Source organism: Cobetia sp. 5-25-4-2 (assembly GCF_013374075.1).
GTDB classification, from domain to species: Bacteria; Pseudomonadota; Gammaproteobacteria; order Pseudomonadales; family Halomonadaceae; genus Cobetia; species Cobetia marina.
The window spans coordinates 42,595-57,041 of sequence record NZ_BLWK01000005.1; the positions used below are offsets into that span (position 1 = coordinate 42,595).

The 14,447-nt window shown below is 61.3% G+C and carries 9 protein-coding genes; 7 read left to right on the plus strand and 2 right to left on the minus strand.

Features of this window, described 5'->3' with window-relative positions; genetic code table 11:
• Nucleotides 1-28 precede the first annotated feature (28 nt).
• Complete coding sequence (gene smrA / locus HXS65_RS11345; protein ID WP_308483181.1) at nt 29-670, plus strand: DNA endonuclease SmrA; 642 nt, start codon at nt 29-31, stop codon at nt 668-670.
• 146 nt (nt 671-816) lie between these two features.
• Here the strand turns inward: smrA and HXS65_RS11350 are convergent, their stop codons facing one another.
• Nucleotides 817-1,344, minus strand: a complete 528-nt coding sequence (locus HXS65_RS11350; RefSeq protein WP_176493888.1) for a hypothetical protein — start codon at nt 1,342-1,344, stop codon at nt 817-819.
• 267 nt (nt 1,345-1,611) lie between these two features.
• On the opposite strand from HXS65_RS11350, the gene HXS65_RS11355 reads away from it, so the two are divergent.
• From HXS65_RS11355 to HXS65_RS11365, 3 genes are all read left to right on the plus strand, one after another.
• Nucleotides 1,612-3,633, plus strand: coding sequence for a choline BCCT transporter BetT (locus tag HXS65_RS11355; protein WP_077376546.1), 2,022 nt, complete (start codon nt 1,612-1,614; stop codon nt 3,631-3,633).
• A gap of 442 nt (nt 3,634-4,075) precedes the next feature.
• Complete coding sequence (locus tag HXS65_RS11360; RefSeq protein ID WP_176493889.1) at nt 4,076-5,809, plus strand: BCCT family transporter; 1,734 nt, start codon at nt 4,076-4,078, stop codon at nt 5,807-5,809.
• Between the two features lie 649 nt (nt 5,810-6,458).
• Nucleotides 6,459-8,126, plus strand: a complete 1,668-nt coding sequence (locus HXS65_RS11365) for an AMP-binding protein (RefSeq protein WP_176493890.1) — start codon at nt 6,459-6,461, stop codon at nt 8,124-8,126.
• A 169-nt stretch (nt 8,127-8,295) separates the two neighbouring features.
• Here HXS65_RS11365 and HXS65_RS11370 read toward each other — a convergent pair whose 3' ends face one another.
• Entirely contained in the window at nt 8,296-9,543 is a 1,248-nt protein-coding gene (locus tag HXS65_RS11370; protein ID WP_176493891.1) for a dicarboxylate/amino acid:cation symporter, read from the minus strand.
• 768 nt (nt 9,544-10,311) lie between these two features.
• On the opposite strand from HXS65_RS11370, the gene HXS65_RS11375 reads away from it, so the two are divergent.
• From HXS65_RS11375 to HXS65_RS11385, 3 genes are all read left to right on the plus strand, one after another.
• Entirely contained in the window at nt 10,312-11,514 is a 1,203-nt protein-coding gene (locus HXS65_RS11375; RefSeq protein ID WP_176494037.1) for a thiamine pyrophosphate-dependent dehydrogenase E1 component subunit alpha, read from the plus strand.
• A gap of 83 nt (nt 11,515-11,597) precedes the next feature.
• Nucleotides 11,598-12,566, plus strand: a complete 969-nt coding sequence (locus HXS65_RS11380) for an alpha-ketoacid dehydrogenase subunit beta (protein WP_176494038.1) — start codon at nt 11,598-11,600, stop codon at nt 12,564-12,566.
• A gap of 146 nt (nt 12,567-12,712) precedes the next feature.
• On the plus strand, nt 12,713-14,419 hold the full coding sequence (locus tag HXS65_RS11385; protein WP_176493892.1) for a dihydrolipoyllysine-residue acetyltransferase: 1,707 nt from the start codon (nt 12,713-12,715) through the stop codon (nt 14,417-14,419).
• Nucleotides 14,420-14,447 lie beyond the last annotated feature (28 nt).

A 14,447-nucleotide genomic window follows, 5' to 3' on the forward strand; every position in this document is an offset into this window, starting at 1 on the left:
CACGTCCTGGTGAAGACTGGAGGGTGCCATGTCACGTTTTTCCCCTGCAATGATGTCGGCAGCGCATTCGCGCGAGATTACCCCTGATGAAGCGGATGCGCTGTTCAGTCGTGAGATGCAAGGTGTTGCTCCTCTGACGCGTGGCAAGGATCGCGCGGATGTGGCCACGGGGCCCAGGGCACCGAGCGAAGCACAGCTGGCCCGTCGGGAAGAGGCCCAGAAGGCGCTGGGCAATGAGCTGGATGGGTTGTCAGACAGTTACGTGGAGCATCTGTCGCCGCATGATCCGGTCGAGTATCGGCGTGATGGCATTCAGGTGGGCGTGCTGGACCGTCTGCGTCAGGGCGGCTACCCCCCTGAGGCACAGCTCAATCTGATGCGTCGGCCCTTGATCGAGTGTCGTCGAGAGGTCCATCGCTTCATTCAGGATGCCTGGGGCAGTGAATTGCGCTCGCTGCTGGTGATCCATGGCAAGGGGCGTGATGGCGAATCGCATGCTGCCTTGATTCGCTCCTACCTGGTGCATTGGCTGCAACAGATGCCGGAGGTGCAAGCCTGGAGCAGTGCTCCGCAGCGTCATGGTGGCCTGGGGGCAACGCTGGTGATGTTGCGCAAATCCCGTGCGGCGCGTGACAACAACCGCGAGCGCCACCAGAAGCGTCGCGGCTGACGCTTCGCTTCAAGGCTCACGACACAAGCACAGGACTCACGTCACCAGGCCTTCAGGTCTTCTGCAAGCAGGCAAGCAAAGGCCCGCCACGATGAGGTGGCGGGCCTTTTTGCATGCATGCGGAGGGATGACTCGCGCCGGCTGACTTATTGCACGCTGTAGCCGCGTCCGCTGAAGCAGGCACTCAATGCGCGACGATAGGTGTCGGCATTGCCGGCGGTCACCGGCGGGGCGGCGGAATTGGCATCCGCGCCACTTTCCTGATTGGCCCAGCGATGGCACTCGTAGCGATCCCTGGCCTGCTGGTCCGAGCTCTGCCCCTTGGAGGGATAGGCGATGACATCCACCGCGGGGGCGGAGAGCGTCGCCGGAGCAGGGGCCTGGACCGGCAGGTACTGTTGCTGGCTGGCCTCCCAGAGGTAATAGGTGCCCGCCGCCAGGTAGTAGAGAGTGGCGCCAACCCAGATGCCGCGAGCGCCTGCCGGCAGTCCATGCCCGTGGCCGGGGCCGCCCGGGGCCCAGCGTACCAGCGGCCCAGGGCCACCATGCCCGATGAAGATATCCGGGCCATCCAGACGTGGGTGCCCCGGACCGGCCATTGCCGATGCGGCCGGCAGGGCAGTCAACAGGGCAAGTGACAGCGCGAGGCCGCGCGTGGATCCTTTTCTGCTCATGCATTCAACTCCTCTGCATCAATCCGTCACGCCGATTATGCGCCTGCCGCGCTCGTTCAGTGTGCAAGCAACCCGCAAAGAAATGATATCTGATGATGTCGTGATACCCCGCAATGGCGTGTCCATGGCGTTGGGCGTGTTGCCATCAAGTGGTATTATCCGCGCCGCCATTGATGACGACTTTTCATTATGGATATGCGCGTTGAGGCAGCCAGGGGACATCAAGTGCCCACGCTGTCTCGCCAATACACCCACTAGGAAATGCCCATGCGTTCAACCCCTGCTGCGGGTGGCGGAGAGCCCGGCAAGGAGTCTCGTTCAGGCCTGTTTGCCAAGGTCAATCCGCCAGTCTTCTTCTGCGCCAACGCCATCATCCTGCTATTGGTGATCTTCACGGCAGTGTTCTCGGACACGGCCATGTCGGTATTTGACTCGGTCCAGCATTGGATCACCAATACCGTCAGCTGGTTCTATATCCTGTGTGTCGCGATCGTTCTCATTTCCGTGATCTATGTCGGTTTCTCGCGCCACGGCGAGATTCGTCTTGGTCCGGATCACTCGCTGCCGGACTACAGCAACGTCACCTGGTTCGCGATGTTGTTCTCGGCTGGCATGGGTATCGGACTGATGTTCTTCGGTGTCGCCGAACCGGTGATGCATTTCCTGAATCCGCCGACCGGTACCCCTGAAGAGGTGGAGACCGCGCGCGAAGCGATGAAGCTGACCTTCTTCCACTGGGGGCTTCACGCCTGGTCCATCTATGCCATCGTCGCGCTGATTCTGGCCTACTTCAGTTATCGCCATGAACTGCCGCTGACGTTGCGCAGCGCGCTGTATCCGCTGATTGGTGAGCGTATCCATGGGCCGATCGGCCATGCGGTGGACATCTTCGCCATCGTCGGCACCGTCTGCGGGGTTGCCACCACGCTGGGCTACGGCGTGGCACAGGTCAACGCCGGGCTCTCGCACCTGACCGGCATGCCCAACAATGACTGGACCCAGGTGGCGATCATCGTCGTGATCACCGGCCTTGCGACCATCTCGGTGGTGACCGGGCTCGACAAGGGCATCCGCATCCTGTCCGAGGTCAATCTCGGGCTTGCCGTCGTGCTGTTGCTGTTCGTGTTGCTGCTCGGGCCGACCGCCTTCCTGCTCAAGGCCTTCGTGCAGAATTCCGGTTTCTACATGGCCGATATCGTCGGCAAGACCTTCGAACTCTATGCCTATGAGCCCAACGACTGGATCGGTGGCTGGACGCTGCTGTACTGGGGTTGGTGGATGTCCTGGTCTCCGTTCGTCGGCATGTTCATCGCGCGTGTCTCGCGCGGTCGTACCATCCGGGAATTCGTGATCGGCGTGCTGTTCGTGCCGGCCGGCTTCACCCTGCTGTGGATGACCATCTTCGGCAACACGGCCATCTCGATGATCATGGAGCAGAACGTCACGGCGCTGGTCGATACCGTCAACGACAACTATTCGCTGGCCCTGTTCACCTTCCTCGAGCAGCTGCCGCTGGCGTCCATCACCTCGGTGATCGCGCTGGTGATGGTCATCGTGTTCTTCGTGACATCCGCGGATTCCGGCTCGATGGTGGTCGACATGCTGGCCTCCGGCGGGCGGGAAGATACTCCGACCTGGCAGCGTATCTACTGGGCCTTCGCGGTGGGCATTCTGGCGATCGTCCTGATGCTGGCCGGTGGGCTGGGCGCACTGCAGACGGCCACCATCGCCACTGCCTTGCCGTTCGGGATGATCCTGCTGGCGTCGATCTTCGGGCTGCTGCGCCAGCTCAATCTCGAGTCCGTCAAGCGGCGTTCACTGTCCGTCAACACGGCAGCGGCGACCCCGATGGGCGAGAAGGGCAACTGGCGCAAGCGTGCCCAGCACCTGATGAGCTTCCCGACGCGCGCCATGGTGCGGGGGTTCCTGCGCGGTACCGTCGCGCAGGGCATGCAGGAGCTGGCGGAAGAGCTGCGTGGTCAGGGGCTGGAGGTGGAAGTCACCATCAGTCGTGATCGCGTCTACTTCAATGCGCGCCATGGCGAGGAAGATGACTTCATCTACGGCGTGCGCATTCGCTCCCACCTGCGTCCGGATCTCAATCTGGATCAGGAAGACGAAGGCGATGAAGAGGATTACTGTCGTGCCGAGGTCTTCCTCAAGGAAGGCGGCCAGTCCTATGATCTGATGGGCTACAGCAAGGACCAGGTCATCAATGATCTGCTCGAACAGTACGAGCGCCATATGCACTACCTGCATCAGCTGCGCCTGACCCAGTCTGCCGGCTGACAGCGAGTCTCTGCGCGAGACCGTCAGACCCCAAGCCCCCGTGAGTTGACTCGCGGGGGCTTTTGTCTGTCTGGATGAGACGGACCGGATGAGCCGGACTGGATAGTGCATCTGTCGAGAGACCGTGACCTGAGGCCTCGCTTTCTCAGCTCAGGCATTAGCTCTGCTTATCCAGACGACGTCGAGATCTTATTTGTCTCGCGAGCGGGGGCCCTCTAGCATGGATTCTTCCCACAAAGTCGCATACCGGCGGGGGCCAGATGACATGCCGTGGTGGTGTCTCCTGCCAGGGTTCTCGCCCATGACTGACCGAAGGTGAACGCGATCTGCCCGCAATGTCGCCATGGCGCCTGAGGTTCCCTGAGCCCCAGTATCCGCTGTCATGAACCACGATACCGGTGTCATGAAAAACGATAATAACAACCCGTCACGAGGTAGAAACATGCTGAAAGGAAAGGAACTGGATGCACTGATCGAGCAGCGAGGTGTCCTGAAGGGACTCAACTCGACGCTCGGTATCACCGCGATCACCATGACCGTGTTCTTCATTCTCTATGCGATTCTGTTGGGCAAGACGGCCAGCGATCAGTTTCTGGGCATCAAGTCCTGGATAGAGAGCACCCTGGGCTGGTACTACGTACTGGTCATGTTCTCGACCTTCGTGGTCTGTCTTTACGTGATGTGTTCGCGTGTCGGCAAGATCCGGCTGGGGCGCGACGATGAACGTCCGGAGTTCAGCAATTTTGCATGGTTCTCGATGCTGTTCGGCTGCGGTACCGGCGCGGGCATGCTGTTCTTCTCGATGTCCGAGCCCATGATCCATTTCGCGAGTGACTGGAGCGGGGGCAATCCGTTTCTGAGTGCTGACATCAAGACGGCCGTCGCCGTCTTCTTCGAGGCCAAGCAGGCCGCCCTGGCGAGTGGGCTCATGCCGGGGGACGAAGGCTTCCCGGTGCCTGACAGCCGCGTCGCGGAAGCGGCCGCCGGTGGCATCAAGCTCACCGTCTTCCACTGGGGGACGATCGCCTGGGCCATGTATGCCATCGTCGGACTGTCACTGGCCTATTTCGCCTTTCGCAAGGGCCTGCCGCTCTCGATGCGCTCGGCCCTCTATCCGCTGATCGGCAACCGGATCTACGGGCCCATCGGGCATACCGTCGATATCCTGACCGTGTTCGGCACCATTTTCGGCATCGCCACCACGCTCGGTCTGGGCGTCGAGCAGATCGGCTCCGGCCTGATGTCACTGGGCCTCATCGAAGAGAAGTCGCGCATGGTGACCGTGGTCTCCATCCTGCTGATCAGCGCCATCGCCACTCTGTCAGCGACCAGCGGCGTGGCACGTGGCATCAAGCTGCTTTCCACCTTCAATACCTGGGTATGCCTCGGCATCCTTGCCTACTTCCTGCTGGTGAGCGATGCCAACTATCTGATCGCGAGCTCCATCACCGCGCTCGGGGATTACCTCACCGATGGCGTCTCGATGACACTGTGGACGGCACGCACGCCGGACGAGCGCATCTGGCAGGGCGGCTGGACCATCTTCTACTGGGGCTGGTGGATCGCCTGGGCCGGATTCGTCGGCATGTTCATTGCCCGCATCTCGCGCGGCCGAACTATCCGTGAATTCATTCTCGGGGTGATGGTGATCCCCTCCATCGTGGCGCTGGTCTGGTTTGGCGTCATCGGCTCGGCGGGCATCTATCAGTCCCTGTATGGGGCCGACATGGGCATCTATACGGCTGCGGTCACCAACTGGGACTACGCCGGAACCCTCTACCACTCGTTCGAGGTGCTCACACCCGGCATCGCCGCGACCGTAGCCAAGGTGGCGGCGCTGGTCGTGGTGATCATCTTCTTCGTCACGTCTGCGGATTCCGGCACCCTGGTGCTGGGACGCCTGTTGGCCTTCGGTCGTCGTCCTCCGGTTCAGCAACGCATCATCTGGGGCATGATGCTGGGCGCCGTGACCTTGATCCTGCTGTTGCTGGGGGGAGATCAGGCGCTCAAGTCCCTGCAGGCTGCCTCGATCGCCGGCGCCTTGCCGTTCACCTTCGTGTTGATCGCCATGATGATCGGGTTGTTGAAATCGCTGCGCGAGGACGGCGAATCGATGATCGAGAACGAAGAGCATATCCGCAAGATGATCGAGAACGAGGTCCGCGACCTCTCTTGAGTTGCCTGTTCCTGGCGTACGCGCCAGACGTATGCGCCTGACGTGTGCGTACGGTGTGCAAGACATGAGGCCTCTGCCCCCTGGGCAGGGGCCTCGTTGTTTCTCACTTTCGGGTGAGAAGGCGAGATCTCGCTCATCCATGCCAGCGATTTTCCGGCTTTTGGCCAGGGTTGTTTCCTCCCTGGGCTCAGGGCTGTTTCCTCCTTGGGCTCAGGGCTGTTTCCCTGCTCCAGAGCCAGCCTGCGCATGTCACCAAGGTCGCAAGGCAATATCAAACGTACGTATGTTCCAATGCTGGCAGGTCCATCGATTCCGCCAACGGCGCGCAGCATGGGTTTGCGGCTATGCTGTCGAAAGTGAAGAGCCCACAGGCTGACATCCATCCGACGGAGCCCCAGCAGCGCCTCACCACGATGTCTTACGACGTAGTCGCGCGACGACGTCTTACAACAACGTCTTACAACAACAAGGTAGCGGGGGCAGTGACGCCGAGCGCCCCACGTACTGTTCAAGGAGCAACGCCATGCATGATCCCCTAGCGGCTCGACCCGATGAGTCAGGCAAGTCCACTAACGACGTGACTACAGATCCTTCCCACGTGGCAGATGCCTCGCCCGATGCTTCGAGAGCACAGCCAACGACAGGCGACATGAGCGGCATGTCGTGCCTGCGCTCCTCGCGGGAAGTGGACTTCACCGGCCTTGATTCCCTGATGGACATGTTCGAGAACGCCTGTCGCACCCACGCCCAGCGGCCGGCCTTCACTTGCATGGACCGCACCATGAGCTTTGAAGAGCTTGAAACTTCCAGTCGCCAGCTGGCGGACTGGTTCCAGCACGAGACCGATCTCAAGCCGGGCGATCGGGTCGCCATCCAGTTGCCCAATACCTTGATGTTCCCGGTGGTGGCCTTCGCCGTCATTCGTGCGGGGCTGGTGCTGGTCAATACCAATCCGCTGTATACCGAGCGCGAGATGGAGCATCAGTTCAATGACTCCGGCGCACGGGCGCTGGTGGTGCTGGCCAACATGGCCGACAAGGTGGAGCGGGTACGCGAGCGTACCGGCCTTGAGTACGTGCTGGTCTGCGAACTGGGCGACATGCATCCACCGCTCAAGCGCCTGTTGATCAATGCCGTGGTCAAGCACGTCAAGAAGCTGGTGCCGAGTTATCGCTTGCCGGATGCCATCCCGTTGCGTCAGGCCATCTCGCAGGGCAAGGCCGAGCGTTGGGAGCGGCCGACACTGGCGCTGGATGACGTCGCCGTCCTGCAATACACCGGAGGCACCACAGGCGTCGCCAAGGGGGCGATGCTTACCCATCGCAACCTGCTGGCCAACATGCTGCAAGGCAAGATGGCGCTGACCCAGGGGCTCTCGGCCGGGAATGAGACGCTGGTGGCACCTCTGCCGCTCTATCACATCTATGCCTTCACCATTCATCTGGCCTGCATGCTCAGCGAGGGCAACCATTCACTGCTGATTCCCAATCCGCGGGACATTCCGGGCTTCGTGAAGACGCTGCAAAAGCATGACTTCACCATGTTCGTGGGGCTCAACACCTTGTTCGTGGCGTTGTGCAACAATCCCGGCTTCCAGGCACTGGATTTCTCTAAGCTCAAGATCACCACCTCGGGAGGCGTGGCGCTGACGCGCAAGGCGGCAGAAGAGTGGAAGCGGGTCACCGGCAGTGATATCTCCGAAGGCTACGGCATGACCGAGACCTCGCCGATCGTGTCGTTCAATCCGTTGGACGCCATCCAGCTGGGCACCATCGGGTGTCCGATGCCCTCGACGGAGGTGCGTCTCTACGATGAAGAGGGCGAGCTTGTCGCGATGGGAGAGCCCGGTGAGCTGTGCGTGAAGGGGCCGCAGGTGATGAAGGGGTATTGGCAGCGTGAGCAGGCGACCAAGGATAGCTTCACTGCCGATGGCTTCCTGCGCACCGGTGACATCGCGGTCTTCCAGGACGATGGCTATATGCGCATCGTCGATCGCAAGAAGGACATGATCATCGTCTCCGGCTTCAACGTCTATCCCAACGAGGTCGAGGACGTGATCGTGCGGCATCCGGATGTCCTGGAGGCCGCTGCGGTATCGGTTCTTGATGAACGTAGCGGGGAAGCCATCAAGCTGTATGTGGTACTCAAGGACGGTGCGGAGCTTGAGGCGGATGCGCTGAGAGACTGGTCGCGCAAGGAGCTGGCCAGTTACAAGGTGCCACGCCATGTGGTGTTCATCGATGACCTGCCCAAGACCAATGTCGGCAAGGTGCTGAGGCGCGAGCTGCGCGATTCCCCGCCGGAGGCGACAGCCTGAGAGGAAATGGCGAGAGACTCCTGACGAAACAAGAAGCCCCGCTCGATGAGCGGGGCTTCTTCGTGTCAGTCACTGATCGTACGGCTGGGGTGTTTCATGAGTGGCATGTCCTATGTGACATGTCACCTGAGCCATCGGACGAAAGACGTCGCAAGCACTCCTGGTGGCGTCACTGCTTGTGCGGCGCGTTGTAGATCTCCAGATCCAGTTCCTTCTCGGACTTGCCGACGAGGGTGGTGACCATCAGGTCGCCCGCGACGTTGACGGTGGTGCGCGCCATGTCGAGGATGCGGTCGATGCCGGCGATCACGGCGATCGCTTCCAGCGGCAGACCCACCTGGCTGAGCACGATGGAGAGCATGATCAGCCCGGCGCCGGGCACGCCCGCCGTGCCGATGGAGGCCAGGGTACCGGTAAGCACGATCATGCCGTAATCCATCACCGACAGCTCGATTCCGGTCATCTGCGCGATGAACAGCGCCACGACACCCTGATAGATGGCGGTACCGTCCATGTTGATGGTGGCGCCTACCGGCAGCACGAAGCCAGACACGCCTTCCGAGACGCCCAGATTCTTCTGGGCACAGCGAATCGAGATCGGCAGGGTGCCGGAGCTTGAGGCCGAGGAGAACGCCACGACCAGCGCATCGACGATGCCGCGCAGGTAGCGCATCGGGTTCAGCTTGCCCAGTGTCGCCAACAGGCCGGAGTAGACCACCAGCACATGCACGATGCTCGCCAGATACGCCACGGCGATGACCTTGGCCAGCGGCAGCAGCACATCCATGCCGTAGTTGCCGGAGACATGTGCCATCAGGCCGAAGACCCCGAACGGGGCGAAGGCCATCACGAACTCGGTCAGCTTGTACATCACTTCCGCGAAGCTGTCGAAGACACGCACGACCGGTTCGCCCTTGTCGCCGATCATGATCAGCGAGACGCCGATCCCGATGGCGAAGACGATGATCTGCATGATGTTGCCATTGGCAAGCGCATCAATGGGGTTGCTGGGCACCAGATCCACCAGGATCTGCACCAGAGACGGTGCTTCCTTGGTTTCCATGGCCTTGTCGAAGCTGAATTCGAAACCGGCCCCCGGTTGGAAGATGGCAGACGCCAGCATGCCGATGGCAATCGCGAAGGCCGTGGTCAGCAGGTAAAGCGCGATGGTCTTGCCACCGATGCGTCCCATCTTCTGAGGGTCACGCATCGAGGTGATACCGACGACGAGGGTGCTGAATACCAGAGGTACGATCAGCATCTTGATGGCATTGATGAAGATATCGCCCAGCGGCTTGAAGACACTGGCGTTCTCACCCATGAGGGCGCCGGCAAGGATACCCAGCGCCAGGCCACCGAGGATCTTCTGCCATAGCGGCAGGCGGCGCCAGAGATTGGGACGTGAAATGTCACTCATGTGGTTGTCCTTATTCGAGGTCGCGATCTCGATCGCTCATTGCACACAGGAGAACCCGAGCGCTGCTTGATAGGGGGTGTCGCAAGTTGAGGCACCGTTTTAGTGCGGGAAGATTACCAGTCCACCTGAGTGGTCCCCTTGCATCTTTAGTCGTAATTTTGCGGTCCCATTGCAGGATTCTGCGTTTCCATACCAATCCTGCATAAGCTCATGCCGCGAATCGTTCCACCAAAGATGTAGCGCTCAGGCAGTACTATTCACTGCAATCACCTATCTTTTACGTTAACGTCAACTTTATAGCGCTGGCTGGACAACCTCGACTACGCTGACAGCAACGAGGCATGACGGAAACCACGTCGCATCGGCGATTGCTGGAGAGCGTATTGCATCGCGAGTCCTCCTCGCAGCACTTCTCTCTGCATTCCCGGGGTGGCTCAGCCAGACCATCTGCCTGCTCGCTCTCAAAAGGAGCGGGCGGGGGCCTCAGGCACCTGATCGGTAAAGAGGATGATGCGCATGTCCCATACAAGAACCACCGGCTCCTGCAAGGGCGATGGCTCCACCAGTGAGCCCGCCACTCGTGAACAGGCCCCCGCGGCCGCCTCCACATCGTCTGCGAGTGCAGCCAGGGCCTCAGCCTCGGACGCAGTGAAGGCTGACACGATGGCCTCGGGCTCTGAGCCGACCGCACATCCCGAGTTGACGTCACTTCCCACTTCCCGGCAGCTGGCACCTGAAACCGCGAATGTCCTGCATCGCATCGCCTTCATGACCGGTGATGAGCTCTGCATCCCTCTCTTCCAGCGTCTGCGCCAGGATGGCTCGCTGCATGAGGGAGGCGAAGAGGTCAGTCTCACGCGCGAGAAAGCGCTCAGGATCTATCACACCATGCTGTTCATCCGGGTATTGGATGAGCGCATGCTGGCTGCCCAGCGTCAGGGGCGTCTGAGCTTCTATATGCAATGCACGGGTGAGGAAGCCACGGTGATCGGCAGTGCGGCCGCGCTGCAGGATGACGACATGATCATGGCCCAGTATCGCGAGCAGGGCGCATTGGCGTGGCGTGGGTTCAGCTGTGACGAATTCATGAACCAGATGTTCGGCAATGAACGCGACTACGGCAAGGGACGCCAGATGCCGATCCACTACGGCTCGCGTGATCTGAACTACATGACCATCTCATCACCGCTGGCGACCCAGATTCCCCAGGCGACCGGCTACGCCTATGGTCAGAAGCTGGCGGGCAAGGGGCAATGCACCATTACCATCTTCGGAGAGGGCGCCGCGTCGGAAGGGGATTTCCACGCGGCCCTCAACATGGCATCGGTACATCGTGTGCCGTGCATCTTCCTGTGCCGCAACAATGGCTACGCGATTTCCACACCGTCCTGCGAGCAATTCGCCGCAGATGGCATCGCGCCGCGCGCCTTCGGTTATCACATGCAGTGCATCCGCGTGGATGGCAACGATGTGATTGCCGTCTACGAAGCCACCCAGGCGGCGCGCAAGATCGCCGTCGAGACGAATCAGCCGGTATTGATCGAGGCGATGACCTATCGCCTGGCCGCGCATTCCTCCTCTGATGACCCCTCGGGCTATCGCAGCAAGAAGGAAGAGGCCATCTGGCGCGACAAGGACCCCATCCTGCGCATGCGACACTGGCTTGAGGCCCAGGGCTGGTGGAGCGAGGAGGAGGAGAAGGCTACCGGCGATCAACTGCGCCGAGAGGTGCTCGAGTCGATGAAGCGCGCCGAGAAACTGGCTCCGCCTCCGCTGGAGAGTCTGATCACTGATGTCTATGACACGCCGCCCCCCTTGCTGGAAGCGCAGATGGAAGACCTCAAGCAGCATATCCGCAAATACCCGCATGCCTATCCCAAGGGGGCCAGCAGCATGGGGTTCAGTGCCGATGAGATCGAGCAGAGCCGCAAGGCCCATCAGCAGCGTCAGCAGGGAGGCCAGCCGGCATGAGCGATTCGACTCCGACCACTGCCCGTCACGACGTCACTCCCGCATCGGGTGAGACAGCCGGCGCGAGCTCAGGCAAGAAGCAGATGAACATGCTGCAGGCCATCAACAACGCGCTGGACATCGCGATGGCGGCCAACCCTCAGGTGGTGCTGTTCGGCGAGGACGTCGGCGTATTCGGCGGTGTCTTCCGTGCCACCAGTCATCTGCAGGACAAGTACGGCCGTGAGCGTTGCTTCAATACGCCCTTGACGGAACAGGGCATCATTGGCTTCGCCAATGGACTGGCGGCGCAGGGCTCGACCCCGGTCGCCGAGATTCAGTTCGCCGACTACATCTTCCCGGCGTTCGACCAGATCGTGAACGAGGCGGCCAAGTTCCGTTACCGCTCCGGGGATCTCTTCAATGTCGGCGGGCTGACCATTCGAACCCCCTATGGCGGGGGCATTGCCGGCGGGCTCTACCACTCCCAGTCACCTGAAGCCTATTTTGCGCATACCCCCGGGCTCAAGATCGTGATTCCGCGCAACCCCCATCAGGCGAAAGGTCTGCTGCTGGCGGCGATCCGTGACCCCAATCCCGTGCTGTTCATGGAACCCAAGCGTCTCTATCGCGCTTCCGTGGGCGAGGTGCCGGAAGCGGATTATGAGCTGCCGCTGGGCGTCGCCGAGGTCATCCGTGAAGGCTGTGACATCACGCTTCTGGGCTGGGGAGCCCAGATGGAGGTCATCGAGAAGGCGGCCGCATTGGCCGAACAGGACGGTATCGACTGCGAGGTGATCGACCTGCGCAGCATTCTGCCCTGGGATTTCGAGACCGTATGTCAATCCGTGCTCAAGACGGGTCGCCTGGTGGTCAGTCATGAAGCACCGCTGACGGGAGGTTTCGCCAGCGAGATAGCGGCAACCGTGCAAGAGCGTTGCTTCCTGTATCTGGAAGCGCCCATACGTCGCGTCACCGGTCTGGACACACCGTTCCCGCTGGTGCTCGAGAAGGAGCACCTGCCGGACGAGCTCAAGATATACGAAGCCATCAAGCAGAGCCTGAATTACTGAGCCCGAATGATGGAGCTCGAATGACTGAGCCTGAATGACTGAGCACGGACCTGGAATTGCTGACGGAGGCTCGATGATGTCGAGACCGCTCATGTCCAGGTGACGGCTTGTGTTTACGTGATGAGTTGCAGGGAGTGACGTGTGCCATGAATGATTTCATCCTGCCCGATATCGGCGAGGGGATCGTCGAGTGCGAGCTGGTCAAGTGGTTGATCAAGGAAGGCGATGTGATCGAGGAAGATCAGGCGGTCGCCGAGGTAATGACGGACAAGGCATTGGTGGAAATTCCCGCGCCCCACGCAGGCACCGTGGTTCGTCTGTATTGTCGGGAGGGCGAGATTGCCCGGGTGCATGCACCGCTGTTTGCGGTGGATGAGGCGGGTGAGTCGGATGGGAAGGGTGGGGCAGGTGAAGCAGGTGGGGCAGATGGACAAGTAGCGCCGTCTGGCGATCACGCCCCGTCCGGAGCGAAGGCGCCGGGCGCCGACAGCGCGGATCAGGCCGCTGGAGAGGCTGTCAATGAACGACGTTCGCGTGATTTCATCCTCCCGGACATCGGGGAGGGCATCGTCGAATGTGAGGTGGTCACCTGGCATGTGGCCGAGGGTGACAAGGTCGAGGAAGACCAGACGATCGTCGATGTGATGACAGACAAGGCGCTGGTCGAGATCACGGCCTCCGAGACCGGGCGTATCGTGCGCTTCCATTACGCTCAGGGGGAGAACGCCCGTGTCCATAGCCCCTTGTACGCTTATGTGCCTGACAGCGATGACGCGGCCGACGAGGCATCCCACGTGGCGCACGAGGCAGTCATGGAGGCAGGGATGGCGCCGGCTGCAGCACAGCACGCTCCGTCTGCCTGTGCCTCAGGCATGTCCCCGGCCCAGGCGCGCATTCCTGCCACGCCGGCGGTTCGTCGTCTGCTGCGCGAGCATGCGCTGGACATCAGCGCCATTGCGGGCTCTGGTCGCAACGGCCGGGTATTGAAAGAGGATGTGCTCGCCTATCTCGCGCGTGATTCCGTGGCTGCTGGTACGGCAGATCGCCCGACAGCATCTTCTGCAGATCAACGCCATCGGGGCGTGGACCCCGCGGCGGTGGCCGAGCCGGTGGCGTGCGAGTCGCACGAGCCACGTGCAGCGCGGCTGGAAGCCAGGCAGGTCCCCCTCAAGGGCGTGGCGGCCGTCATGGCCCGACGCATGGTGCAATCCAGCACCCAGATCCCCCATTTCCATTACGGAGATGAGCTCGATGTGACGGAGCTGCTCGCGCTGCGCGCGCGTCTCAAGTCACGGGCCGACAAGGAGGGGACTCGCCTGACGCTGATGCCCTTCATCATGAAGGCGATGGCATTGGCGGTGCTTGAAGAGCCGATTCTCAATGCAAGTCTCAGTGACGATGAAAGCCAGGTGCTCTATCACGCAAGCTGCAATATCGGCATGGCTGTCGATGGTGCCGCCGGCCTGATGGTGCCCAACGTCAAGGGCGTCGAACGGCTGAGCATCCTCGAGATCGCGCGCGAGGTGGCCAGACTGACCGAGGCGGCACGCAATGGTCGTGTCCCGCAGGCGGATCTCAAGGGTGGCACGCTGTCGATCTCCAACATCGGTGCTCTGGGCGGCACCTATGCGGCCCCGATCATCAATCAGCCCGAGGTCGCCATCGTGGCCCTCGGTCGTACCCAGCGGCTGCCGCGCTTCGATGTCGATGGCAATGTCTGCGCGCGCGACATCATGACGATCACCTGGGCCGGGGATCACCGCATCATCGATGGCGGTACCATCGCTCGCTTCAGCAATCTGTGGAAGCACTATCTGGAGCATCCCGATGAGATGCTGCTATCGCTGGCATGACGGGGTTCGCTGAGGGAGGCGCTTGTCC

What these genes read in the sequence shown, in the direction of transcription:
- smrA (WP_308483181.1), top strand. Translation starts at nt 29, where the DNA reads ATGTCACGTTTTTCCCCTGCAATGATGTCGGCAGCGCATTCGCGCGAG.
- HXS65_RS11350 (WP_176493888.1), bottom strand. Translation starts at nt 1,344, where the DNA reads ATGAGCAGAAAAGGATCCACGCGCGGCCTCGCGCTGTCACTTGCCCTG.
- HXS65_RS11355 (WP_077376546.1), top strand. Translation starts at nt 1,612, where the DNA reads ATGCGTTCAACCCCTGCTGCGGGTGGCGGAGAGCCCGGCAAGGAGTCT.
- HXS65_RS11360 (WP_176493889.1), top strand. Translation starts at nt 4,076, where the DNA reads ATGCTGAAAGGAAAGGAACTGGATGCACTGATCGAGCAGCGAGGTGTC.
- HXS65_RS11365 (WP_176493890.1), top strand. Translation starts at nt 6,459, where the DNA reads ATGAGCGGCATGTCGTGCCTGCGCTCCTCGCGGGAAGTGGACTTCACC.
- HXS65_RS11370 (WP_176493891.1), bottom strand. Translation starts at nt 9,543, where the DNA reads ATGAGTGACATTTCACGTCCCAATCTCTGGCGCCGCCTGCCGCTATGG.
- HXS65_RS11375 (WP_176494037.1), top strand. Translation starts at nt 10,312, where the DNA reads ATGACCGGTGATGAGCTCTGCATCCCTCTCTTCCAGCGTCTGCGCCAG.
- HXS65_RS11380 (WP_176494038.1), top strand. Translation starts at nt 11,598, where the DNA reads ATGAACATGCTGCAGGCCATCAACAACGCGCTGGACATCGCGATGGCG.
- HXS65_RS11385 (WP_176493892.1), top strand. Translation starts at nt 12,713, where the DNA reads ATGAATGATTTCATCCTGCCCGATATCGGCGAGGGGATCGTCGAGTGC.